20 protein-coding genes are annotated in these 23,883 nt (G+C 74.4%); 3 read left to right on the forward strand and 17 right to left on the reverse strand.

Annotation, left to right across the window (positions count from 1 at the left end; all coding sequences use genetic code 11):
- Positions 1 to 57 precede the first annotated feature (57 nt).
- Together miaB and ACFYNX_RS32190 are read right to left on the reverse strand one after the other, a co-directional pair.
- On the reverse strand, positions 58 to 1,578 hold the full coding sequence (gene miaB, locus ACFYNX_RS32185) for a tRNA (N6-isopentenyl adenosine(37)-C2)-methylthiotransferase MiaB (protein WP_388666781.1): 1,521 nt from the start codon (positions 1,576 to 1,578) through the stop codon (positions 58 to 60).
- Between the two features lie 169 nt (positions 1,579 to 1,747).
- Positions 1,748 to 2,992 (reverse strand): CaiB/BaiF CoA transferase family protein, encoded by a 1,245-nt coding sequence (locus ACFYNX_RS32190; protein WP_388666784.1) that lies wholly within the window; start codon positions 2,990 to 2,992, stop codon positions 1,748 to 1,750.
- Positions 2,993 to 3,142: 150 nt separating this feature from the next.
- Here ACFYNX_RS32190 and ACFYNX_RS32195 point away from each other — a divergent pair, with 150 nt between their 5' ends.
- A complete protein-coding gene (locus ACFYNX_RS32195; RefSeq protein ID WP_388666787.1) occupies positions 3,143 to 3,559 on the forward strand; it encodes an organic hydroperoxide resistance protein in 417 nt (138 codons plus the stop codon).
- 69 nt (positions 3,560 to 3,628) lie between these two features.
- Here ACFYNX_RS32195 and hemL read toward each other — a convergent pair whose 3' ends face one another.
- The 13 genes from hemL to ACFYNX_RS32260 form a co-directional block, all read right to left on the reverse strand.
- Complete coding sequence (gene hemL, locus ACFYNX_RS32200) at positions 3,629 to 4,933, reverse strand: glutamate-1-semialdehyde 2,1-aminomutase (protein WP_388666790.1); 1,305 nt, start codon at positions 4,931 to 4,933, stop codon at positions 3,629 to 3,631.
- Positions 4,930 to 7,026, reverse strand: a complete 2,097-nt coding sequence (locus ACFYNX_RS32205) for an acetate--CoA ligase family protein (RefSeq protein ID WP_388666793.1) — start codon at positions 7,024 to 7,026, stop codon at positions 4,930 to 4,932. The genes hemL and ACFYNX_RS32205 overlap by 4 nt, the downstream gene beginning before the upstream one ends.
- The gene (hemA, locus tag ACFYNX_RS32210) at positions 7,023 to 8,444 is read right to left on the reverse strand and encodes a glutamyl-tRNA reductase (protein ID WP_388666796.1); all 1,422 of its coding nucleotides are present in this window, start codon (positions 8,442 to 8,444) and stop codon (positions 7,023 to 7,025) included. Before hemA ends, ACFYNX_RS32205 begins: the two co-directional genes overlap by 4 nt.
- Positions 8,445 to 8,448: 4 nt before the next feature.
- Positions 8,449 to 9,468, reverse strand: coding sequence for a porphobilinogen synthase (hemB, locus tag ACFYNX_RS32215; protein ID WP_388666799.1), 1,020 nt, complete (start codon positions 9,466 to 9,468; stop codon positions 8,449 to 8,451).
- A 123-nt stretch (positions 9,469 to 9,591) separates the two neighbouring features.
- Positions 9,592 to 10,392 (reverse strand): aspartate/glutamate racemase family protein, encoded by an 801-nt coding sequence (locus tag ACFYNX_RS32220; protein ID WP_125665619.1) that lies wholly within the window; start codon positions 10,390 to 10,392, stop codon positions 9,592 to 9,594.
- Positions 10,361 to 11,611, reverse strand: coding sequence for an FAD-dependent oxidoreductase (locus ACFYNX_RS32225; protein WP_388666804.1), 1,251 nt, complete (start codon positions 11,609 to 11,611; stop codon positions 10,361 to 10,363). The genes ACFYNX_RS32220 and ACFYNX_RS32225 overlap by 32 nt, the downstream gene beginning before the upstream one ends.
- Positions 11,612 to 11,649: 38 nt before the next feature.
- On the reverse strand, positions 11,650 to 12,429 hold the full coding sequence (locus ACFYNX_RS32230) for an arylmalonate decarboxylase (protein WP_365547230.1): 780 nt from the start codon (positions 12,427 to 12,429) through the stop codon (positions 11,650 to 11,652).
- 180 nt (positions 12,430 to 12,609) lie between these two features.
- Complete coding sequence (locus ACFYNX_RS32235; RefSeq protein ID WP_388666808.1) at positions 12,610 to 13,065, reverse strand: 4-oxalocrotonate tautomerase family protein; 456 nt, start codon at positions 13,063 to 13,065, stop codon at positions 12,610 to 12,612.
- A 70-nt stretch (positions 13,066 to 13,135) separates the two neighbouring features.
- Entirely contained in the window at positions 13,136 to 13,783 is a 648-nt protein-coding gene (locus tag ACFYNX_RS32240; RefSeq protein ID WP_388666811.1) for a LuxR C-terminal-related transcriptional regulator, read from the reverse strand.
- Between the two features lie 185 nt (positions 13,784 to 13,968).
- Entirely contained in the window at positions 13,969 to 14,964 is a 996-nt protein-coding gene (locus tag ACFYNX_RS32245) for a DMT family transporter (RefSeq protein WP_388666814.1), read from the reverse strand.
- 219 nt (positions 14,965 to 15,183) lie between these two features.
- On the reverse strand, positions 15,184 to 16,116 hold the full coding sequence (locus ACFYNX_RS32250; RefSeq protein WP_388666817.1) for a LysR family transcriptional regulator: 933 nt from the start codon (positions 16,114 to 16,116) through the stop codon (positions 15,184 to 15,186).
- Positions 16,117 to 16,353: 237 nt separating this feature from the next.
- Entirely contained in the window at positions 16,354 to 17,271 is a 918-nt protein-coding gene (locus tag ACFYNX_RS32255) for a TIGR03619 family F420-dependent LLM class oxidoreductase (RefSeq protein ID WP_388666820.1), read from the reverse strand.
- Positions 17,268 to 18,548: an MFS transporter gene (locus ACFYNX_RS32260; protein ID WP_388666823.1), complete on the reverse strand. Its 1,281-nt coding sequence runs from the start codon at positions 18,546 to 18,548 to the stop codon at positions 17,268 to 17,270. Before ACFYNX_RS32260 ends, ACFYNX_RS32255 begins: the two co-directional genes overlap by 4 nt.
- A gap of 180 nt (positions 18,549 to 18,728) precedes the next feature.
- Between ACFYNX_RS32260 and ACFYNX_RS32265 the strand changes: the two genes are divergently transcribed.
- Positions 18,729 to 20,378 carry a glutamate--tRNA ligase family protein gene (locus tag ACFYNX_RS32265; protein ID WP_365547215.1) on the forward strand — a complete coding sequence of 550 codons (1,650 nt, stop codon included), beginning with the start codon at positions 18,729 to 18,731 and terminating at the stop codon, positions 20,376 to 20,378.
- Between the two features lie 266 nt (positions 20,379 to 20,644).
- On the forward strand, positions 20,645 to 21,643 hold the full coding sequence (locus ACFYNX_RS32270) for a TAXI family TRAP transporter solute-binding subunit (protein WP_388666826.1): 999 nt from the start codon (positions 20,645 to 20,647) through the stop codon (positions 21,641 to 21,643).
- A 67-nt stretch (positions 21,644 to 21,710) separates the two neighbouring features.
- Here the strand turns inward: ACFYNX_RS32270 and ACFYNX_RS32275 are convergent, their stop codons facing one another.
- On the reverse strand, positions 21,711 to 23,132 hold the full coding sequence (locus ACFYNX_RS32275; RefSeq protein WP_365547208.1) for a HAMP domain-containing sensor histidine kinase: 1,422 nt from the start codon (positions 23,130 to 23,132) through the stop codon (positions 21,711 to 21,713).
- 18 nt (positions 23,133 to 23,150) lie between these two features.
- Positions 23,151 to 23,864, reverse strand: coding sequence for a response regulator transcription factor (locus ACFYNX_RS32280; RefSeq protein WP_388666829.1), 714 nt, complete (start codon positions 23,862 to 23,864; stop codon positions 23,151 to 23,153).
- Positions 23,865 to 23,883: the final 19 nt, after the last annotated feature.

Here is a 23,883-nt window from a genome sequence, read left to right on the forward strand (position 1 = left end):
GGGCCGCGCCCCGGGAGAACGGCTCCCGGGCGCACGGCCCCGGCGCGCGCTGTCGGGTCAGTGGGCTCCGCAGGCCGGGGCGTCGGCCGCCGGGAGGGGGGCCGGGACGCCGATCCTGGGGAGGCCGAGGAGGACGCCCTTGGGCTTCTCGGCGGTGCGCTTCTCCCAGGCGTCGCCCGCGCGGGTGCGGCGCACCGCCGCGACCGGGCCCTCGGCGAGGAGGTGGTGCGGGGCGGCGTAGGTGATCTCGACGGTCACGACGTCGCCGGGGCGCACGTCCCCGTCCGGCTTGGTGAAGTGGACGAGCCGGTTGTCGGGGGCGCGGCCCGAGAGGCGGTCGGTGGCGCCGTCCTTGCGGCCCTCGCCCTCGGCGACCATGACCTCCAGGGTGCGGCCGACCTGCTTCTTGTTCTCCTCCCAGGAGATCTCCTCCTGGAGCGCGACGAGCCGCATGTAGCGGTCCTGCACGACCTCCTTGGGGATCTGCCCCTCCATCTCGGCCGCCGGCGTCCCGGGGCGCTTGGAGTACTGGAAGGTGAAGGCGTTCGCGAAGCGGGCCTCGCGGACGGTGTGCATCGTCTGCTGGAAGTCCTCCTCGGTCTCGCCGGGGAAGCCCACGATGATGTCGGTGGAGATGGCCGCGTGCGGGATGGCCGCGCGGACCTTCTCGATGATGCCGAGGAAGCGCTCCTGCCGGTACGAGCGGCGCATCGCCCGGAGGACCGTGTCCGAGCCGGACTGGAGCGGCATGTGGAGCTGCGGCATGACGTTCGGCGTCTCGGCCATCGCCGCGATCACGTCGTCGGTGAAGTCGCGGGGGTGCGGGGAGGTGAAGCGGACCCGCTCCAGACCCTCGATCCGCCCGCAGGCGCGCAGCAGCTTGGAGAACGCCTCGCGGTCGCCGAGGTCGGAGCCGTACGCGTTGACGTTCTGGCCGAGCAGGGTGATCTCGGAGACGCCCTCGGCGACCAGCGCCTCGATCTCGGCGAGGATGTCGCCGGGCCGGCGGTCCTCCTCCTTGCCGCGCAGGGCCGGGACGATGCAGAAGGTGCAGGTGTTGTTGCAGCCGACGGAGATCGAGACCCAGGCGGCGTAGGCGGACTCGCGCCGGGTCGGCAGCGTGGAGGGGAAGGCCTCCAGGGACTCGGCGATCTCGATCTGCGCCTCCTCCTGGACGCGGGCGCGCTCCAGGAGGACCGGCAGCTTGCCGATGTTGTGCGTGCCGAAGACCACGTCGACCCACGGGGCCTTCTTGACGATGGTGTCGCGGTCCTTCTGGGCGAGACAGCCGCCGACGGCGATCTGCATGCCCGGACGGGTGGTCTTCATCGGGGCGAGCCGGCCGAGGTTGCCGTACAGCTTGTTGTCGGCGTTCTCGCGGACCGCGCACGTGTTGAAGACGACGACGTCGGCGTCGCCGTCGGCGCCCTTGGGTGCCCGTACGTAACCCGCCTCCTCCAGCAGACCGGAGAGCCGCTCGGAGTCGTGGACGTTCATCTGACACCCGTAGGTGCGGATCTCGTAGGTCTTGGTGCCGTCAACGCTCACTGCGGTGCTCCGGTCGCTGCTGCTCGTCATGCGTCAAGGGTAGGCGCTCCGGAGCGGCCCCCGACCCGACCCCGTACGCCTGCGTACGGGGTCGGGCGCCGCGCGGGCTCCGGCGGGGCGGAGGGGCCGGCGGCACGAGCGGCGCGAGCGGCGCGGGGGGTGCGGGGGGGCGGGGGGTGCGGGCAGGGATGCCGGGCGCTCAGCGGGACCACTCCGCGAGGACCTCCTCCGTGTGCTCGCCGGGGAGCGGGGCGCGGCCCGGGGCGCCGGCGGGGGTGCGGTCGAAGCGGGAGGGCGGGGCGGGCTGTACGGAGTCGCCGACCGCCACGAAGGTCCCGCGCGCGGCCAGGTGGTGGTGGGCGGCGGCCTCCTCGGGGGTGAGGACGGGGGCCACCCCGGCGTCCACGGCGTCGAAGAGCTTCGCCCAGTGGTCCCGGTCCCGGGTCGCGAAGCGGGCGCCGATCAGGGCGCGCAGCTCGGGCCAGGAGGCCGGGTCGGCGCGGTCCGGCAGGCCCTCGGCGTCCGCGAGGCCCAACTGTTCCAGGAGGGCCCGGTAGAGCTTGGGCTCGATGGCGGCGACCGCGAGGTGGCGTCCGTCGGCGGCGGCGTAGAGGGAGTAGTGGGGGGCGTCGGTGACGGTGTGGTTGCCGGGCACCTCGCGCCACTGGTGGATCAGGGTGGAGATCAGGGCGGCGCCGTCCGCGAGGGCGGTGTCGACGACCTGGCCCCGGCCGGAGCGCTCCCGCGCGTGGAGCGCGGCGAGCAGGCCCTGCACGTGGACGTTGGCGCCGCCGGCGAAGCTGGAGAGGTACGCGGTCGGGGGGAGCACCGGGTCCCCGGTGGCCGGGTCGGTGTCCAGGGCGCCGGTGAGGGCGAGGACCGCCAGGTCGTGGGCGGCGCGGCCGGCCCACTCGCCGTGGCCGCCCCAGCCGCTGAGCCGCCCGTACACCAGGCGCGGGTTGCGGGCGTGGACCGCCTCGGGGCCGAGGCCGAGCCGGTCGGCGACCCCGGGGCGGAAGCCCTCGACCAGGATGTCGGCGTGCTCGGCAAGGGCCAGGGCCCGCTCGACGCCCTCGGGGCTCTTGAGGTCGAGCGCGACGGAGCGGCGGCCCCGGGAGAGGGGGTTCTCGGGCGGACGGGGGGCGGCGGGGGCCCGTACGGCATCGGAGGCGGCGGAGGCCTGGTCGGCCCGTACGGCGTCGGAGGCGGCGGGAGCCCGGTCGGCCCGTACGGCATCGGAGGCGGCGGGAGCCCGGTCGGCCCGTACGGCATCGGAGGCGGCGGGAGCCCGGTCGGCCCGTACGGCGTCGGGGGCGGCGGTCGCGGGCGCCCGGTCGATCCGTACGACGTCGGCGCCGAGACCGGACAGGACGGTGCCGACGAACGCGGTGGGCGCCGAACCCGCGAATTCCAGTACGCGCACTCCGGCCAGCGGTCCCGCCATGGTGAACTCCCTATCCATATGAGGCTGGTTGATGTTTTCCACGGTATTCGGGGGCCGTACGGAAAGGACTGCGGAGATCCGTAGCGCCGGGAATTCGGCTCCGTCCGAGACTGGGGGAATTCCCCGCCCCCTTTTCGAAAGGCATGACGCATGGCCGTCGTCTACACCGCCGAGGTCGCCTCCACCGGAGACGGGCGCAACGGCGCCGTCCGCTCCTCCGACGGACTGCTGGACCTGCCGCTGTCGAGCCCCAAGGCCGTGGGCGGGTCCGGCACCGCCACCAACCCCGAGCAGCTCTTCGCCGCCGGGTACGCCGCCTGCTTCCACAGCGCGCTCCGGGTCTCCGCGCGCGAGGCGAAGGTCGCGCTCGCGGACGACACGGTCGTCGCCGAGGTCTCCCTGCACAAGGAGGAGGGCGGGTTCCACCTGTCGGTGGTCCTCACCGTCGAACTGCCCGGTCTCGACCCCGCCGAGGCCCGCCGGCTCGCCGACGCGGCGCACGGGCGCTGCCCGTACTCGAAGGCGATCGACGGGAACGTCGACGTGCGGGTGAACCTCGCCGCGTGACGTTCGCACAGGAGGGAGAGCCCCCGCGGTCCTCGACCGCGGGGGCTCCCTCCGTCTCCGGCCCCGTCGTCAGGGCTTCGCCGCCGCCGCGGCCGCCGCCGCGAACGGGAGCGCCTCGACCACCCGGCCCACGGCCCGGTCGTCGTGCGAGGCCGAGACGAACCAGGCCTCGAACGGCGAGGGCGGCAGGTAGACGCCGCGCCGCAGCAGCTCGTGGAAGAAGGGCGTGTAGCGGTACGACTCGGTGGCGCGCACCCCGTCGAAGTCCACGACCTCGTCCCCGGTGAAGAAGACGGAGAACATGGTCCCGGAGTACTGGACCCGGTGGGCCACGCCCTCCTTCGTCAGGGCGGCGGAGACCTCGGCGCCGATCGTGGCGGAGACGTGGTCGAGCCGCTCGTACACCTCGGGGGTGCTGTGCCGCAGGGTGGCGAGGCCGGCGGCGGTGGCGACCGGGTTCCCGGAGAGGGTGCCCGCCTGGTAGACGGGTCCGGCCGGGGCGAGGTGGCCCATGACGTCGGCCCGGCCGCCGAAGGCCGCCGCCGGGAAGCCGCCGCCCATGACCTTGCCGAAGGTCAGCAGGTCGGGGGCGACGCCGTCCCGCCCGTACCAGCCGGAGCGGCTCGCCCGGAAGCCGGTCATCACCTCGTCGGAGACGAAGAGCGCGCCGTGGCGGGCGGTGATCTCCTTCAGGCCGGCGTTGAAGCCGGGCAGCGGCGGGACCGCGCCCATGTTGCCGGGGGCCGCCTCGGTGATCACGGCGGCGATCTCGTCCCCGATCTCGGCGAAGACCTTCTCGACGGCCGCGAGGTCGTTGTACGGCAGGACGACCGTGTCGCTCGCCTGGGCGCCGGTGACGCCCGGGGTGTCGGGGAGCGCGAAGGTGGCGAGGCCGGAGCCGGCCGAGGCGAGCAAGGCGTCCACGTGGCCGTGGTAGCAGCCCGCGAACTTCACGATCTTGCTCCGGCCGGTGAAGCCGCGGGCGAGGCGGATCGCGGACATGGTCGCCTCGGTGCCGGAGGAGACCAGGCGGACCTGCTCGACAGGGGCGACCCGGTCGGTGATCTCCTCCGCGAGTTCGACCTCGCCGGTGGACGGCGCCCCGAAGGAGGTGCCGTGCTCCAGGGCCCGGGTGGCCGCCTCGACGACGGCCGGGTGGCGGTGGCCCAGGATCATCGGGCCCCAGGAGCAGATCAGGTCGACGTACTCGTTGCCGTCGCTGTCGGTGAGGTACGGGCCGTCGGCGGAGGCGATGAAGCGGGGGGTGCCGCCGACGGCACCGAAGGCGCGGACCGGGGAGTTGACGCCGCCGGGCGTGACCTTGCGGGCCCGCTCGAAGAGCGCCCTGCTGTTCGTCTCCGTGCTCCCGCTCATCGGCCGGCCTCCTCGGAGACGAGAGCCGCGCCGGAGGAGGAGGCCTCCTCGTCGGCGGGGGTTTCGAAGGTGAGCGCCGCGTCCAGGACGACCGCGCCCTTCGGCAGGACCCGGACCGGGTTGAGGTCGAGGGCGAAGCCGGCCGGCCAGTCCTGGACCAGTGCGCCGACCCTGTGCAGGAGGTCGGCGGCGGCCTCCACGTCCGCGGCGGCCCGGCCCCGGGCCCCGGCGAGTATCTTCGCGCCGCGCAGCCCGGCGAGGAGTTCGGCGCCCTCGCCCGGGGCCAGCGGCAGGAGCCGGTGGCCGACGTCGTCCAGGACCTCGGTGAAGATCCCGCCGAGACCGGCGGTGAGGACGGGGCCGAGGTCGGTGGAGTGCACGCCGACGATCAGCTCGACGCCCTCGTCGACCAGTTCCTCGACGAGCACCCGGCCGCCGAGGGCGGCGAGCCGGGCGAAGGCCTCGGGCGCGGCCCCGGCCGTGACGCCGATCTCGACGCCGCCGGCCTCGGTCTTGTGGAGCAGGCCCGGGACGACGGCCTTGAGCACCGCCGTACCGCCGACCTCGGTCACGGCCGCGGCCGCGTCCGCCGCGTCCTTCGCGATCCGGCCCTTCGGCACGGCGATCCCGGCGTCGGCGAGGAGGCTCTTGAGCTCCGGCTCGGTGACCCCGGCGGCGGGCCCGGACACGGCCCCGGGGCGGGGCGCGTCCGGGAGCGTACGGGGGCGGCTGACCTCCCAGAGGGCGGCGGCGGCGCGCAGGGCGCGGGCCGGCGTCGGGTACTCGGGCAGTCCGGCCTCGCGCAGGTCGCGGGGGGCGTCGGGGGCGAGGAAGTCGGCCCCGGTGCGGGCGACGAGGATCGGCTTGCCGCCCTTCTCGGCGGCGCGGGAGAGGGCGTTGACGGCCTTCTCCACGTCGGGGCCGGCCATCACGCAGAAGGCGGCGACGATGATGTCGACGGTCTCGTCCGCGATCAGGACGTCGAGGGAGCGGTCGAAGAGGGAGGGGTCGCTGAGGACCGTGGCGGTGATGTCGACCGGGTTGTCGATGGCTCCGAAGGCGGGGACGATCTCGGCGAGCGCCTCCTTGCTGCGGGGCTCCAGGGCGCTCAGCTCCAGGCCGTGGGCCTCGACGGCGTCGGCGGCGAGGATGCCGGAGCCGCCGGAGGTGGTGACGACGGCGACCCGGTTGCCGGTGGGGCGGCGCTCGGACTCGAAGACCCGGGCCACGTCGAGGAGTTCGTCGATGTCCTCGACGCGGACGATGCCGAGGCCGCGCAGGGCCGCGTCGAGGACCCGGTCGTCGGTGGCGAGGGCGCCGGTGTGGGAGGCGGCGGCCCGGCCGCCGGCCTCCGTGCGGCCCGACTTGAGGAGGGCGACGGGCTTGCCGGAGCCGGCCAGCTCGCGCAGGGTGCCGATGTCCGGGGTGTCCTCCAGGTAGCCGAGGAGGCCGGTGACGTCGGGGACGGCGGCCAGTTCGCGGAGGACTTCGAGCGCGGTGACGTCGGCGTCGTTGCCGGTGCTGACGACCCAGCCGGGGCGCAGGCCCCGCTCCAGGGCGAGGCTGGCGGCGCCGAAGCCGAGGGCGCCGCTCTGGCTGACGAAGGCGAGGGTGCCGGGCTCGAAGGGCACGGACTCGGCGCCGAAGAGGGGGCTGAAGGTGGCGAGGACCCGGTTCTCGTAGCCGACGGCCCCGATGCAGTTCGGGCCGATGATCCGCAGGCCCCCGGCGCGGGCCTTGGCGACGACCTCGGCCTGGAGGCGGGCGCCCTCCTCGCCGGTCTCGGCGAAGCCGGAGGAGGCGATGACGGCGAGCTTGACGCCGGCGGCCACGCAGTCGTCGACGGCGCCGGGGACCCGCTCGGCGGAGACCATGATCAGCGCCAGGTCGACGGGGCCGGGGGCGTCCTTCACGCTGGGGTACGCGGGGACGCCGAGGATCTCCGGGGAGCGCGGGTTGACCGGCAGGATGCGGCCCTTGTAGCCGTACCGGAGGAGGTAGTCGAGCGGCTTGCGGCCCAGGGCGCCGGGGCGCTCGCTGGCGCCGATGACGGCGATGGATTCGGCTTCCCAAAGGGCCGAGATGTCACTCATGCGATGGCCTCGATCTTCTTCTCGTTCGGGTCGTTCTTCTCGTTCGGGTCGCTCTTCGCGTGCGGGGCGCTCTTCCCGCGCGGATCGTTCGCGTCGTTCGCGTCGTCCGCGCCGGACGCGCCGGACGCCCCGGTGTCCTCCGCCGCCGCGAAGAGGCGGGTGAAGGCGGCGATGTGCCGGGCGCCGTCCGGGTCCGCCGCCAGTTCGCGGACCAGGACGGTGGGCTGGTGCAGGGCCTTGTCGACGATGCGGCGCACGCTGCGGCCGATCTCCTGGCGGGCCGCGCCGTCGAGCCCTTCCAGGCGGCGGGCGAGCCGGTCGAGTTCGGCTTCGGCCGCCTCGGTGGCGGCCGTCCGCAGGGCGGTGAGGACCGGGGTGGCCCCGGCGAGCCGGAGGCCGGTGCGGAACTGCTCGACCTCGGCGTCGACGAGTTCGCGCGCGGCCCGGACGCTGGCCGCCGAGATCTCGTCCTCCTGGCCCTCCTCCGCGATCGCGCGCAGGTCGACGAAGGTGACGCCGGGCAGGCCGGACACCGAGGGCGCGATGTTGTGCGGGAGGGACAGGTCGAGCAGGAACAGTTCGCGGCCGTCCCGGGCGGCGAGGGCGTCCTCGACGTCCCGGGCGGTGACGAGGTGGCCGGTGGCGGCGGTGGCGCCGACGACCACGTCCACCTCGGTGAGGAGCCGGGGCACGTCCGTGAGGTCGTACCCCTCTCCCCCGGTGGTCTCCGCGAGGCGCCGGGCCTTCTCCGGGGTGCGGTTGGCGACGTGCACCCGGTCGAGGCCGGAGCGGCGCAGCGCGGCCACGACGACCCCGGCGAACGCGCCGGCGCCGATGACCAGGGCGGTCTTGCCGTGCAGCGAGCCGACCCGGCGCTCGAAGAAGGCGAGTCCGGCGGTGGCGAGCGAGCGGCCCGCCTCGTTGAGTCCGGTCTCGTTGCGGGCCCGCTTGCCGACCCTGAGGGCGGTCTGGACGGCCTTGGCGAGGACCCGGCCGGTCCGGTCGAGCCGCTGGGACCGTTCGAGGCCCAGTTTGACCTGGCCGAGGATCTGGTCCTCGCCGACCACGACCGATTCGAGCCCGGAGGCCACGGCGAAGAGGTGGCGCACGGCCCCGTCGGCGTGGTGGCGGTAGAGGTGCGGGGCGATCTCCTCGTGGTCGACGCCGGTGTGCTGGGCGAACAGCTCGCCGAGACCGTCGAGTCGGCCCGGGTCGGAGGGGGTGCCCCGGGTCTCGGCGTAGATCTCCAGGCGGTTGCAGGTGGAGACGACGACGGCGGCGTCGATCCCGTCGACGGAGGTCACGTCGGAGACGAGGTCCTCGGCGGGCCGTTCGGTGCCGGCGAGTCTCTCCAGGAGGTCGAGCGGCGCGCTGGCGTGGCTGATGCCGAGGACCAGCATGGTGGAGGGCGAGGTCACCGGGTCACCGGTCCAGGCTCTGGGCGAACTCGGAGGCCCAGTAGGTGATGATCTGGGTGGCGCCGGCGCGGTGGATGGAGGCGAGGCTCTCGCGGACGACCTGGTCGCGGTCGATCCAGCCCTTGGCGGCGGCCGCCTCGACCATCGAGTACTCGCCGGAGACCTGGTAGGCGGAGACGGGCACCTGCACGTGGTCGGCGATGAGCCGGACGATGTCGAGGTAGGCGAGGGCGGGCTTCACCATCACCAGGTCGGCGCCCTCGGCGACGTCGAGCGAGACCTCCAGGAGGGATTCGCGGATGTTGCCGGGGAACTGCTGGTAGCCCTTGCGGTCGCCGCGCAGGGTGGACTCGACGGCGTCCCGGAAGGGGCCGTAGAAGTGCGAGGCGTACTTGGCGGAGTAGCCCAGGATGGCGACGGACTGGTGTCCGGCCCGGTCGAGGGCCTCGCGGATGCGGCGCACCTGGCCGTCCATCATGCCGCTGGGGGCGACGATCTGGGCGCCCGCGTCGGCCTGGACGACGGCGGCCCGCGCGTACAGCTCGATGCTGGCGTCGTTGTCGACGTCGCCGTGGGCGTCGAGGACGCCGGTGTGGCCGTGGTCGGTGTACTCGTCGAGGTTGATGTCACCGATGATCACGGTGGAGTCGCCGACCTCGGCGACGACGTCGCGCAGGGCGACCTGGAGGATGCCGTCGGGGTCGACGGCGCCGGTGCCGGTGGGGTCCTTGTGCTCGGGGATGCCGAAGAGGATGAGTCCGCCGACCCCGTTGGCGACCGCCTCGGCGGCGGCCTTGCGGAGGGTGTCGCGGGTGTGCTGGAAGACGCCCGGCATGGAGGGGATCTCGCGCGGTTCGGTGAGGCCCTCGCGGAGGAAGAGGGGCTGGACGAGGTTGGCGGGGCCGACGCGGGTCTCGGCGGCGAACCGGCGCAGGGCGGGGGTGCGGCGCAGCCGGCGGGGACGGTAGTAGGGGGCGGCGGGGTCGGTGGCCGCGGTGTTGCGGCCGTAGGCGTCGTACGTCATGGGGAGGACTCCCTCGGGAACGTGTCGGCGTGCAGGGCGTGATGGCGGGGTGTGCGGGGGCGTGCGAGGGGGTGTGCGGGGCGCGGGGCCGGCCCTCGCGGGAAGGGTCTGGAGCGGGAAGGGCTAGAGCGGCGAGCCGAGGAAGACCTTCTCCAGGTGCTTGGCGACCGGCTCGTCGGGGCGGCTGAACCAGTAGCCGTGGCCGCTGCGCTGGAAGAGCTTCAGCTCGCCCAACTGGACGAGGGTCTCGGCGAGCTTGACGGCGAGCCCGGCCGGGTCGATCACCGGCAGCCCGTGCAGCTCGTGGATGCCGAGGTGCCAGAGGATCTCGTTGGGGATGCCCTCGGCGGGGATGATGACCTCGGCCCCGGCCTTCGCGGCCCGCAGCGCGGCGGCCGAGTACACCTCGACGAACTCGTCGAAGTCCCCTTCCAGGGAGCGGTGCACCGAGTCCCAGCCGCCGGGGACGACCTCGTAGGAGCTGAGCGAGGACTCCAGGCGGTACTGGCGGATGTTGGCCCGGATGGGCTCCTCCAGGGGCGGCATGAAGCCGAGGACCCCGAAGCGCTGTCCGGTGAGCGCGGAGAGGAAGAAGGCCGTCTCGCCGTACCCGAGGGTGGGGATGGAGGCGAGGTGGCGGGCGTCGCGCAGGCCGGGGTCCTGGCCGGCGGCGATCACCCAGGCGTCGTAGCCCTCCCGCTCCGCGACGAGCGCGGACTCGGAGAAGTGGCGGCTGAAGAGCACCTGGGCGGAGTGGTGGCCGACGAGCCCGAAGGGGGTGCGGTCGGGGTACGTGTCGGCCGGCAGGGTCTTGATGTCGACGGTGGTGCCGGGCGCGGCGATCGCGTCGAGGTGCTCGCGATACCACTGGTCGAGCAGCGGCAGGCGTCCCTCAACCGTGTGCTTGTGAAACCAGATCCGCATGTGCCTCACCTTTCAGTGGTCGTGGTGCGACGTCGAGAAGTGATGCCTTGAGCAGGTAGTCGGTGGCCGAGCGGGGGTCCGCGGCGGTCCGCCGCAGGGCGGCGAGCCGCGCGGGGAGTTCGGCCGGAGTGCCGATGCCGGCCGTACGGGCCTCGCTGCGCGGGATGACCGCCGTCTCCACGACGGAGCGGCGGCGTTCGAGGGCCGCGTCGAGCAGGGCCTCGCCGCCCGGCCCCTCCCGCAGGACCGCGGCGAGGGCCCGGCCGGTCTCCACGGCGTCGTGGAGGCCGCAGTTCATGTTCAGTCCGCCCGCCGTGGAGGTCAGGTGGGCCGCGTCCCCGGCGAAGAGGATCCGGCCGGCCCGGTAGCGCGGGAGCAGGAACCGCGCGAGCCGGTAGGTGTGCGCGTCGGCGATCCGGACGGCCCGCCCGGCGGGACCGGGCAGGGCGTGCTCGATCCGGGCCCGTACGGCGTCGGGGGCGAGCACTGCGTCCCGATCCGTGCCGCGCGGGATCCGGAAGATGAACCGCCAGTGGTCGGGCATTCCGAGCACGCTGTACGAGCCGCGCGGGTCGCGGACGTACGCGAGGGCGGCGAGCCCCGGGACCAGCTCGTCGAGCGGGGTCTGCGTGACGACGCGGAGCGCGTAGTCCGGGTAGACCTCGGCGGTGCCGGGAAGTCCGGCGAGTTCGCGCAGCCGGCTCCGGGCGCCGTCGGCCGCCAGGACGTACGGGTGGTGGGTGACGGTGCTCCGCCCCGCCGCGTCCTCGGTGCGCAGCCGCACCCCGGCGCCGGTCTCCGTCGCCCCGGTGACGGTGGCCCCGAACCGTACGTCGGCGAGGCCGGTCGCGGTCAGCTCGGCGAGCAGCAGGGGGGTGAGCCGGGCCTGTTCGACGTGGAGCCGGTAGGGATGATCGGTGTGTCCGGCGAGCAGGGCGTAGTCCAGTTCGGCGTGCACGCCGCCGTCCAGGTCCCGCCACTGGATCCGGTCGACCGTGCGGCCCCGGCGGCGCAGGGCCGCCGCCACGCCGAGCTCGTCGAGGAGGTCGAGGGTGGCCGGGTGGAAGGTGGAGGCGCGGGACTCGGTGGCCAGTTCCTCCCTGGCCTCCAGGAGGGTCACGGGGACGCCGGCCCGGGCGAGGACGAGGGCGGCGGTCAGGCCGACCGGCCCGGCGCCGACGACGGCGACCGGCGGGCGGGAGGCCCCGGCGGCACTCACGGTGCCGCCCGCGACCCCACTGCCCGGGGCGTCACCGCTCACGGCACGGTCACGGGGTCGCGGCCGGAGGCGTCCCGGCCGCCGCCGGTCCGTTCGGCGAGGCGGCGCAGCAGCGGGTGCGCGTCGGGGCCTCCGGCGGGGAGGCCGAGGGCGTCCCGGGCCCACCAGGCGCTCGCCAGGTTGGAGGTGAGCAGGGTCTGCCCGCCGTCCCGGCCGAGCTCGGCGAGCGCGTCGAAGGTGAACATGCCGGTGCCGGTGAACAGCAGCGTCGCGTCCTCGGGGAGCCGGGCCTCCCGCACCTGGGCGACGAGTTCGCCGGTGGCCACGTCGTACGGGGAGAAGCGGGCGCCGGCCCGGATCTTGACCACCTCGTCGACCGTGAGGCCGGCCGACTCCCAGTAGGCGCGGGACAGTTCGGTGAGCCAGGGCTCGTACGGCGAGATCAGGACGAGCCGTTCGGCGCCCACGGCCCGCGCGGTGTCGAGGATGGCGAGCGCGGCGGACCGCACGGGCGCCCCGATCCGCTCGGAGAGTTCCGCGCAGAGGGCCCGGTCGCCGTCCGGGGTGAGGAGGTAGTGCGAGCCGGTGCAGGAGACGACGGCCGCGTCGAGGCGGAGCCCGCCGAAATTCCCCAGGACTTCGGGAAGGACCTCGTTGTACTTTTCGAGACGGCCCCGCAGGTCCTTTCCGGGAAGTACCGGGAATCGCGAGGTGTGGACGTTGAACGCGGGACTGGCGAGGGCGGCGATCTCGGGTTCGGCGGCGGCGTTTCCGGAAGGAACCACCACCCCGAGTCGCGGCGCCGAATGCAGAGCCATGAGCGCTTCTCTCCGATCCGTCGGTGCCATTGACATCACCGTACGGGCGGGGCGGATAGAACATCGATACGGGATTCCGCACCCGGTGGTCCGGACCGCGGAAATGCGAACGGCGCCGCACCCGGAATGGGTGCGGCGCCGTGACGTCCGGAATGCGGAAATGTTTTCCGCGAAGAGAATTCAGCCGCCAAGGCCGGCCCGGCCGGCCTTGGCGGCTTCGGCTTCGGCTTCGGCTTCGGCGACGAACTCGTCGATCTTCGCGCGGCGGGTCAGTCCGCCGTTCACGGCCCAGTTGCCCTCCGGGACCTCGTTCACGACGAGCCAGACGACGGTGTCGGGCCCGGTCGCCTCCCGCACCCACCCGGTCACCTCGGCGGAGAGGGCCTCGTTGCGCTCGGGGGTCAGGAAGCCCTCCAGGGGGGTGACCACGACCAGGACCCCCGGGGGCGTGCCGGCGCCGGTGGTCGCGAGGCCCTTGGCGGCCTCGCGGACGTACACCCAGGTGGCGGCGGTGAAGAAGTCGGTACGGGGCAGCTCCATGGCCTTCAGCACGGAGTCGGCGACCTGCTGCTGCAGGACCTCCGCGGCGGCCTCGGAGAGGGTGCCCTCGGGAACGGTTATCTCGACCAGCGGCATGACGACTCCCCATCGGGTACGGATACGGGTGCGGGCGTGGGCGTGGTGCGGATGTGCGCGGGCGCGGGGTTCAGGCCGGTGCGGTCTCGAACCGGTCGATGGCAGCGGCCAGTTGCGCGCGCCGGCGGATGTCGAGCTTGCGGTAGATCCGGGTGATGTGCAGCTCCACGGCCCGGGTCGACACCGTGAAGGCCTCGGCGATCTGCTTGTTGGTCAGGCCGTCGAGCATCATCGTGGCGATGCGCCGTTCGTGGGCGGTCAGCTCCTCGCGCACGGCGGGTTCCTCGCGGACGGCGAACTCCCTGCGGCGGGCCGGCGGCACGGGTGCCGGGCCGACCGGCGGGGCGTACGGCGGGACGGGCGCCGGGACGCCCCCGCGTATTCGTTCGTGGGTCCCGGCACCGCCGGTGGAGCGCTCCAGGCCGGCGAGCACCACGTGGCCCATCACCGCGTTCCATTCCCGGACCCTCAGTTCCCCGATGACCTGCGCCTGCGCGTACGGGTCGGCGTAGAGCACCCGTAAGAGCGTGCGGCGGTCCCGGGCTTCACAGACCAGGAGTTCCCCGGTGCCGTCCCGCCAGGGGCCGCCACCGAGCAGGAGGCCGCGCGCGGCCATCCTTTTCCAGTAGGTCCGGTGAGCTTCTCCGAAACTCAGCCGGTCCGTCTCTTTACCACGGAAAACGAGTTCGACCACAAAAGCCACGTGCGTCTCCCCCACAGAGGCCGGGTATTTCCGCTTGTGACGCTACCACCCGCCTCCTGCACATTGAATGAACACAATGTTGCGGACGGCGGCCCGGTATTTCATGGGGGTACGGAGGGAATGGCTTCCACCCGGCCGCCGAGAACGGCCGGGTATCGCCTTGCTTTTTCCTGGTTCCGACGCCGAGGTCCGGCCTGGATTCAATCGGCGGCTCCGGCGGTCTGCGTCCGGGCCTCCGGAGCGGGCCGTACGGCCGGCTCGGGCGCCTTCTCCTCCGGGGCGGGTCGTGCGGCAGGTGCGGGCGTCTTCCCCTCCTCCGCCGCCGGGCGCGGCTTGCGGCGCAGCAGGCCGGTGGCCGCGAGGACCGCCACCGCGCCCAGCCACACGGTCCAGCCGAGCGGCTCGCGCAGCACCACGGCGCCGAGCACCACGGCCACGGCGGTCATCAGGTAGGTGACGGTGGAGGCGACCGTGGCCCCGTCCTTGATGATCAGTTCGAAGTTGAGCAGGGCGGCGAGACCGGTGCAGACCACGCCGAGGACGAGGACCGAGACGACCGAGTCGGTGCGCCAGGTGACGCTCTGGAGGCCCAGGAACGGGAAGGCGACCAGGAGCAGCACGGTGGCGACGCCGAGCTGGCCGCCCGCGAGCATCAGGGGCGGGATGCCCTTGCCCACCAGGAACTTGCCCATGTACGCGAAGCTGGCGCCGAAGCTGATCGAGCCGAGGACGAAGCAGAGGATGCTCCAGCCGGTGCCGGCCGAGGACGCGTTCCACGGGGAGGCGATGAGCGCGGTGCCGCCGAGGCCGAGCAGGACGCCGCCCGCCTTGAAGCCGGAGACCCGCTTCTCCTGGCCGAGCAGCAGCGCGGCCGCCAGGGTCCAGATCGGGGCGCTGCCGTTGACGACGGCGGCGACGCTGCTGGACCCCTCGATCTCGCCCTCGGCGTACAGGGTCCAGGGGATCGCGTTGCCGAGCAGCGCGGCCACGGTCAGATGGCCCCAGACGGCCCTCTCCTTCGGCAGTCGGAGCCCCCGCGCGTATCCGATGGCGAGGATGACGACGGCGCCGAGCGCGAGCCGGATGAGGACCATCTGCACGGGCGAGAAGCCGTACCCGGCGATCTTGATCCACAGGAAGACGGAGCCCCAGATGAGGCTCAGCGCGGCCAGCCGCGCGTAGGTGGCTTTGGACATGGGTGTTTCCCGCTCTCCGGAAGGGCTCGGCAGGGGACAGAGGAAGGACGAGGAAAGACAGGGGAGTGAGGAAGGAAGGGGGCGCGCGGAGCGGTCCGCGGTACGGCAACGAGCCTCGCACCGGCGGCCGGGCGGATCCAGCAACGTCTGCTGGACGGTACCTTCCACGTGCCGTGGAGGATCACGTACCGGCAGGTCGGAAGCCGGACGGCCGTCCGGTCAGGCGGCCACGGCCGCCCTGGCGACGGTGCGCAGCGCGTCCAGGACGGCGGCGATCTCCGGGGAGGTCTGGCTGCCCTCCCGTACGGCCGCGAAGACCGTGCGGGAGGGGGCCCGCTCGCTGAACGCGCGGATCGTCACCTCGGGCCGCGGGGCCGGCTTGGCCATCCGCGGGACGAGCGCGACCCCGAGGCCGAGCCGCACCGCCGCGAGGGTGGCGTCCCAGTCGCCGATGGCGTGGGAGGCCTGCGGGGTGAACCCGGCGGCCGTACACGCGGCCACGCCGATGTCGTGGCACATGCCGGTGGTGGCGAAGATCCAGGTCTCCTCGGCGAGGTCGGCGAGGAGCAGCCGGGGGCTCCCGAGGAGCCGGTGGCCCTCGGGGAGGGCGATGTCGAAGGGGTCCTCGCAGAGCGGGACCCGGTGGAACCGCCCGCCGGAACGGCCCTCGTCGCCCGCCGGGCCCGGGTTCCGGGCGGTGTCGGCGGAGATGACGACGTCGGTCTCGCCTCGGTGCAGCATGGAGAAGCTCTCCGGCGGGTCGACCTCGGCCAGCGAGGTGCGCAGCAGCGGCCGGGTCTCCCGCAGCCGGGCCACGGCGGGCAGGATGAGCGCCGAGAGGGTGGTGGAGAAGCCGGCCACGGCCACCTCGCCGTGCTCGCCGCTGCGGTGCGCGGCGAGCTCCGCGCGCATCTGTTCGAGCTGAGTGAAGACGGCGTCGGCGTGCCGGAGCACGATCCGCGCCGCCCCCGTGAGCCGCAGCCGGCGCCCGGACGGTTCGGTGAGCGGCACGCCCAACTCCCGCCCCAGGGAGCTGATCTGCTGCGAGACGGCCTGCGGGGTGAGGTGGAGCGCCTGGGCGACCGCGCTGACGGTGCCGCGCTCGCTGAGCTCCCTCAGCACGCGGAGCTTCCGCAGGTCCGGATCGGCCACGTCCCGCTCTCCCTCCCGTCTCCGGGGGGCGTCCCGGCGCCCGGGTCCCCCTCACTCATCGTACGCAGCCGGTGTCCGTACGGGACGGCTGTCCGTACGGGGTCGTCGCCCGCACGGGACCGCTGACCGCACGGAGTCGCCGCCCTCACCGGACCGCTGCCCTTACGGGGTCGTCGCCCGTACGGGACGGCTGTCCGTACGGAGCCGTCACCCGCACCGGACGTCACGTCCGGACGGTCACCGCACCGACCCCGCGTCCACGTCGACGACCTCCTTCACCAGGGTCTCCAGGACGTCGAGGTCCCGCGCGGTGCGCCCCGGTTCGCGCCGGTCGCCCGGGTAGGTGGGGTCGAGGACGACGGCCCGCGCGCCGACGTCCTGGAGCAGCCCGAGGTCGTCGGCGATCTGGGCCAGGGTGCCCTCGCCGAGCAGCCTGCCGGGCCCCAACGGCCTCGGGGTGACCCGGAGTTTGATGCGGGGACAGACCGCGGGCACCGGCAGCTCCTGCTCCTCCGCGACCTGGCGGAGCGCGGGCAGTCCCACGCCGAGGAGCCAGTCGCCGGAGACGGAGGTGGGGTGCCAGGCGTCCCCGAGGCGGACGGCCCGGCGCAGCGCGCCGTGGCTGTGGCCGCCGACCCAGACCGGCGGGCCGGGCCGCTGCACGGGCAGCGGCCCGGTGTGCACCTCGCGGAAGGAGACGTGGGCGCCGTCGAAGGAGGCGACCTCGTCCCGCCAGCAGGCCTTGATGGCGGCGAGGTACTCGTCGCTGATCGCGCCGCGCTTGCGGTACGGGACGTCGAGGACGGCGAACTCCCTGGCCGCCCAGCCGGCCGCCGCGCCGAAGACGAGGCGCCCGTTGCTGAACCGGTCGATGTTGGCGGCGACCCGGGCGGTGTGCACGGGGTGCCGGTACGGGAGGATCGTGACCGTGGTCCCGAGGCCCACGGTCCTGGTGACGCCGGCGAGCCAGGCGAGGGTCGCGAAGGGGTCGTAGAACGGGGCGGGGAAGAGGTGCTGCACGTCCGGGGTGAGCGCCACGTGGTCGGAGACCATGGCGTAGTCGTACCCCAGCGCCTCCACCCGCAGCGCCCAGTCGGCGAGGGCGTCGGGGGTGGCCTCGGGCCCGTAGTTGGGCAGATTGACGCCGAACTTCATGGGGCGTTCCTTTCCGGGAAGCCGGCCGCGGTCGCGTCCGCGCCTCCGGTCCCGTCGTCATGGTCCTTGGTTCCTGGAGCGGTCCGCGCGGCGCGCCGGGCGAGGGCGGGGACCGCGACGAGGTGGAGGAGGACTCCCGCGAGCGCGACCGCCGCGGCGGGGAGCGGGAGCCAGCGGGCGTCGAGCCCGTGGGCGAGGGCGAGGCCGCCGAGCGCGGAGCCGACGGCGCCGCCGAGGTAGGTGGCGGAGCTGTTGAGGCCGACGGCGGCGGCTCCCGACCCGGCTTCCCCGGCTCCCTCCCCCGATCTTTCCCCGGGTCCTTCTCCCGCGAGCAGCCGGTGCTGCTGCGGGACGACGAAGGCCCAGCCGACCGCGCCCCAGAGGAGCAGGGGCAGGAGGACCAGACCGGGGACGGATCCGGTCCACGGCAGCAGCGCGAGGGCGCCGCCGAGGGTGCCCAGGAGCACGACCGAGAGGAGGGCGGGCCGTCCCGTCCGGTCGACGAGGGTCCCGGCGAGGAGGCTGCCGCAGACCCCGCCGATCCCCCAGACCCACAGGTACGGCACGGCGCTGCCGACGTCGGCGGTCCGGTGGAGGACCGGTTCGAGGTAGGTGTAGAGGCCGAGGCTGGCCACGGTCTGGGTGAAGGTGACGGCGACGACCACGGCGACCCGGGGCCGGGCGAGGGCCGCGAACCGGTCCCGCGGGGACGGCGCCGCGGCCCCCCGCACCGGCGGCAGGGCCACCGCGGTGCCGAGCAGGGCGAGGACGCCGAGTCCGGTGATCAGCCACAGGGCGGCCCGCCAGCCGGCGCCGGCCGCGACGAGCAGGCCCAGCGGGACGCCGAGGACGGTGCCCGCGCTCATCCCGCCGAGGACCAGGCCGAGGGCGCGCCCGCGCCGCTCGGGCGGGACGAGCGCGACGGCCGCGGTGGCGGCGGCCGGGGTGAAGAGGCCGGCCGCGACACCGGCGAGGGCCCGGGTGCCGAGGAGCACGAGGTACGAACCGGCCAGGGCCGTACCGGCGTTGGCGAGGACGAAGACGACGAGGGCGGTCACGACGACCGTACGGGTGCCCCGGCGGGCGAGCGCGGCCGAGAGGAACGGCGCGGCCAGGGCGTAGCAGAGGGTGAAGGCGGTGACGGACTGGCCCGCGAGGGAGACGGAGACCCCCAGGTCGGCCCCGATGCCCGGGAGCAGCCCCGCCATCGCGTAGGCGTCGGTCCCCGTGGCGAAGGAGCCGAGCGCGAGCAGGCCCACCGCACGCGTGCCGCCCATCGCGCCCCCTTGTCGTCGTGCCGAACGGTCCTCGGGACGCTACTGACCGCGCGTCCCGCCCGCAGCCCACAACGCGCAAGAGGGTTCGGGGTTCCGCAGCCTCGCGCCCCCGCGCCCCTCGATCCGCCCGGTCACCGGCCTACGGTGGATCTCTTCAGGAACCCCAGGAGGGAGTCCACCGTGCTCGACCTGTCCGTCATCAACGCGATGTTCCCGCCCGACCTTCCGGAACCGGACGACTGGGAACGGCGGTTCCGGCCGCGCGACCTGCCGGACGGTGCCGAGGTGACGCGCTTCGCCCCGAGCCCCACCGGACACCTGCACATCGGCGGCCTCTACACGGCGGCCGTGGCCCGGGCGCTCGCCCGCCAGTCGGGCGGCACGTACGTGCTGCGCGTCGAGGACACCGACCGCGCCCGCCGGGTGGCGGGCGCCGCCGAGGAGTTCTCCCGGCTCCTGGGCGCCTTCGGGCTCGCCCCGGACGAGGGCGGGGTCGCCGGGGACGGGGAGTGGGGCCCGTACCTCCAGTCGGAGCGCCGGGACGTCTACCTGGGCCACGTGCGGGAACTGCTGCGCGGCGACCGGGCGTACCCCTGCTTCTGCGACAAGGAGCGGCTGGCCCGGAGCGCCGGGGAGCAGCGTGCGGGCCGCTCCCCGCTGGGCTACTACGGCCGGTGGGCGCCGTGCCGGACGCTGGCCCCGGAGGAGGCGGCGCGGCGGCTCGCGGCCGGCGAGCCGTACGTGGTGCGCCTGCGCTGCCCGTACGAGTTCCCCGGCCGGATCCGCTTCGCGGACCGGATCAGGGGCTCGGTCACCCTGCAGGACAACGGCAACGACATCGTGCTCCTGAAGTCCTCGCAGGAGGAACTCCCGCTGCCGACCTACCACTTCGCGCACGTCGTGGACGACCACCTGATGCGGGTCACGCTCGTGGTGCGCGGCGAGGAGTGGCTGTCCTCGACCCCGGTCCACCTCCAACTGCACACCGCGCTCGGCTTCGCACCGCCCGCGTACGCGCACCTCGCGCCGCTGATGAAGGCCGAGGGGCCCTCGCGCCGCAAGCTGAGCAAGCGCAAGGACCCGGAGGCGTCGGTGGAGTACTACCTGTCCGCCGGTTATCCGCCGGCGGCCGTCCAGCACTACCTGCGCGGCCTCGCCAACATCCGGCTGATGGACGTCCCCACGGCCGAGGCGCTCGCCGCCCCCGTGCGGCTCGACGGCATGCGCCCGTCGGGTCCGCTGCTCGACCTGCCCAAACTGCACTCCCTGAGCCGGGAGTTCATCGCCTCGCTCACCCCGGGCGAGCTGTACGCGCAGTTGCTCGACTGGGCGGAGGAGTACGACCCGGAGCTGGCGTCCGTCCTCGTCCGCCACGAGGGGCTCGCCCTGGCGGCGGTGGCCGTGGGGCGGCCGGAGGGCGCGCCCGCCCGGAAGGACCTGGACCGCTGGTCGTGCTTCCGCGACCGCTACGGCTTCTTCTTCGCGGAGCTGTTCGGCCCGGTGCCGTCCGCCGCCGACGACCGGTTCGGCGGCCTGGCACCGGAGCTGGTGCGCCGGATCGCGGCCGGGTTCGTCCGGGACGGGGTGGGGGCGGGCACGCCGGAGGAGTGGTACGGGGCGCTGCGCGCGCTGGCCGGGCGGCACGGCTTCGCCCCGGACACGGCCGCCTGGCGCCGGGAACCGGACCGCTGGGCGGGTCCGCCGAGGGTGGTGGCGAACGTGGTCCGGGTGGCGCTGACGGGCGCCACCCGGAGCCCGGACCTGTTCGCCGTGGCGGGCGTCCTGGGCCGGGACGAGGTGGTGCGCCGCCTCACCGCCGTGGCGGGGTGAGGCGGGGCGGGGACGGGACGGGACATCGGAGGGACCGGTGCGTTCGAAGGGGGACGCCAGGGGCGGACAGGGGACTGTCCTCAAGATCACCGAACGCCTTCCGACGCTAACCGCCGGGGTCCCCCCGCCGCGGCAGGACACACGGCGCGGCGCGCTCCGGCGGGCCGCTCACCGCTTCGGCGGAGCGCGCTCCGGTCCCGGAGGGCGCCGGGCGGCCCGCGGCCGTCCCTGGCCAGGAGCGGCGGTGGGCTGGCAGGATCGGCCCCATGTTCGCCTCCCTCTCCCGCGCCGCCCGCCGCCGTGCCCTGGCGGTCACGGCCGCGCTGCTCGCGCTCTGCGGGATGCTGGTGTGGTGGCTCGCCCCCTTCGGCTCCCCCGCCCCCAGCGGCACGGTCACCTTCAGCACCGGGGTCCCCACCGGGGTGTACCAGCGGTACGGGAAGCTCCTGCGGCAGGCCCTGGCCCAGGACCTGCCCGAGGTGACGATAAGGCTCACGGACAGCGAGGGCTCCCAGCAGAACCTGGCCCGGGTGGCGACGGGCGAGGCGGACTTCACCGTCGCCACGGCCGACGCGGTGGCCCAGTACCAGCGCGACCGCAGGCCCGGTTTCGAGCGGCTGCGCGGCTGCGCCCGGCTGTACGACGACTACGTGCAGCTCGTGGTCCGCAAGGGGTCGTCGCTGCGGAAGGTGCAGGACCTGAAGGGCCTGCGGGTCGGCGTGGGCCAGGACGGGTCGGGCGTGCGGCTGATAGCGGACCGGGTCCTCGCGGCGGCGGGCCTGGCCCCCGTCCGGGACGTCCGGGCGGTCCCGGCCGGCATCGACACGATGCCGGGGCTCCTGGAGCGCGGTGAGCTGGACGCCTTCTTCTGGTCGGGCGGGCTGCCCACCCAGGCGGTGCAGGAGCTGTCCGAGCGCACCCCGGTCAGGCTGCTCCCGCTGGACCCGGAGCTGGTCGCCCAGCTCCACGACGTCGGCGACTCGACCCGCCACTACCGTTCGGCGGTGATCCCGGCCGACGCGTACGCGAAGGCGCAGGACGGGCAGTCGGTCGAGACGCTGGCCGTGGCGAACCTCCTGGTCACCACGGAGGAGGCCGACGCGGACCTGGTGGAGGGCTTCACCCGCACGGTGATCAGGAGCAGGGACGGGATCGGCCGCCTGGTCCACCCGGCCCAGCTCGTGGACCTGCGCACGGCCGTCTACACGGACCCCCTGGAACTCCACGAGGGCGCCCGCCGCTACTACCGCTCGGTGAAGCCCTGACCTCGTACGACCGCTCGGCGAAAGCCCTGGTCACGCACGACCGCTCGGCGAAAGCCCCGACCCCGCGCTACCGCTCGGCGAAGCCCTGATCCTGCCGTTCCGCGGGAGCGTGCCGGGGGACGGTGACCGTCACCCGCAGGCCGTGCGGCGCGTTCGGGGTGAAGGCCACCCCGCCGCCGCCCGCCGTCAGCAGGACGCGGGCGATGGAGAGGCCGAGGCCCGAGCCCTTGACGTTCTGGTGCCGGCCCGAGCGCCAGAAGCGGTCCCCGATCCGGCCGAGCTCCTCCTCCGTGAGGCCGGGCCCGCGGTCGGCGACGACGACGGCGACGCGCGCGCCCTCCTGGGCGACCGTGACCGTGACCTCCTCCCCGGCCGGGGTGAACTTCAGCGCGTTGTCGATCACCGCGTCCAGGGCGCTGGAGAGGGCCACCGGGTCCGCCCAGCCCGTGACCGCCCCGCACTCCCCCGCCAGGACGACCCCCTTGTCCTCGGCGACCGGCCGCCAGGACGCGACCCGCTCGGCGGTGAGCGCGCCGACGTCCGTGAGCTGCGGCTCGGCCGCCGCGTGCTCGGCGAGCGCCAGGTCGAGGAGGTCGTCGAGGACGCGGGCGAGGCGCTTGCCCTCGGTCCGTACGGAGGCGATCTCCTCGTTCCCCTCGGGCAGCTCCAGGGCGAGCAGCTCGATCCGCAGGAGGAGCGCGGCGAGCGGGTTGCGCAGTTGGTGGGAGGCGTCGGCGACGAAGGCCCGCTGCTGTTCGAGCGCCTCCTCCACGTGGTCGGCCATCTCGTTGAAGGAGCTCGCGAGGCGCCGCAGCTCGGGCGGTCCCCCGGTGGCGGCGACCCGGGAGTTCATCCGGCCGGTGGCGATGTCGTGGGTGACCGCGTCGAGGACGCGGACGGGCCGCAGCACCCAGCCGGTGAGCCGGAAGGCCGCGCCGACGGCGAGTAGCATCGCGGCGGCCTCGCCCGCGAAGATCAGCAGCCAGCCGTGCAGGATGCGGGAGCGGAGCTGGCCGGTGGGCGAGTCGGTGACGACGACGGCGACGACGTCGCCGTCCCGGACGACCGGGGAGGCGATGGTGAGCCGCGCGCCGCGCTGCCAGGGCCACACCTGGGGCGGGTCGTGGCTGCGCCGCCCGAGCAGCGCCTCGTTGAAGGCGCGCCGGCCCTCCCCGTCGTACGGGACGACCCAGTCCTCGGGGGCGGCGGCCATGGTGCGGTTGTCGCGGTAGAAGATCCCGGTCCGGATGCCGTACACGTCGTGGTAGCTGGCGAGTTCGCCGCCGAGCGTGGCGTGCCGCTCGTCGGTGCCGAAGCCGCGCCCGCCGACGAACTGGGCGAGGGCGGCGAAGCGCGCGGCGTCGTCGAGCCGGTCGACGACGACCCTCTGCTGTTCGGAGGCGGCGAGGCTGGCGGCGAGCGGGAAGCCCAGGGCGAGCAGCACGCCGGCCATGAGGACGATGAGCAGCGGGAGGAGTCGGGTGCGCACGGAGGGACCGCCGGAGGGTTACGCGGCGGGGGCGACCAGGCGGTAGCCGACGCCCCGCACGGTCTCGATCAGGGCGGGCATCCGCAGCTTGGAGCGCAGGGAGGCCACGTGCACCTCCAGGGTGCGGCCGGTCCCCTCCCAACTGGTGTGCCAGACCTCGCTGATGATCTGCTCACGGCGGAAGACGACGCCGGGCCGCTGGGCGAGGAGGGCGAGGAGGTCGAACTCCTTGCGGGTGAGCTGGACGCTCTCGCCCTCGACGCTGACCCGGCGGGTGGGCAGCTCGATGGTGACGGAGCCGAGCCGCAGTCGGGTCCCGTCGGCGGTCCCGGCGCCCGTGCCGGTCTCCTCGGGGCCGGGGCTGCGCCGGCTGACGGCGTGGATGCGGGCGAGGAGCTCGCCGGGGTCGTAGGGCTTGACGACGTAGTCGTCGGCGCCGAGGTTGAGCCCGTGGATCCGGGAGCGCACGTCCCCGCGCGCGGTCACCATGATCACCGGGGTGGTGGTGAGCTTCCGGATGCGGCCGCAGACCTGGTAGCCGTCCTGGTCGGGCAGGCCGAGGTCGAGCAGGATCACCCCGTACGAGGGGCGCTCGCCGTGCGCGGTGGGCAGGACGGCCTGGAGCGCCTCCTCGCCGTTGCGGGCGTGGGTGACGGCGAAGCCGTGCTTCGCGAGGATCGCGGAGAGGGCGGCGGCGACGTGGTCGTCGTCCTCCACGAGCAGCAGTCGCATGCGTACCTCCTCCGTGATC

The organism is Streptomyces sp. NPDC007872 (assembly GCF_042868165.1).
Taxonomy (GTDB): Bacteria; Actinomycetota; Actinomycetes; order Streptomycetales; family Streptomycetaceae; genus Streptomyces.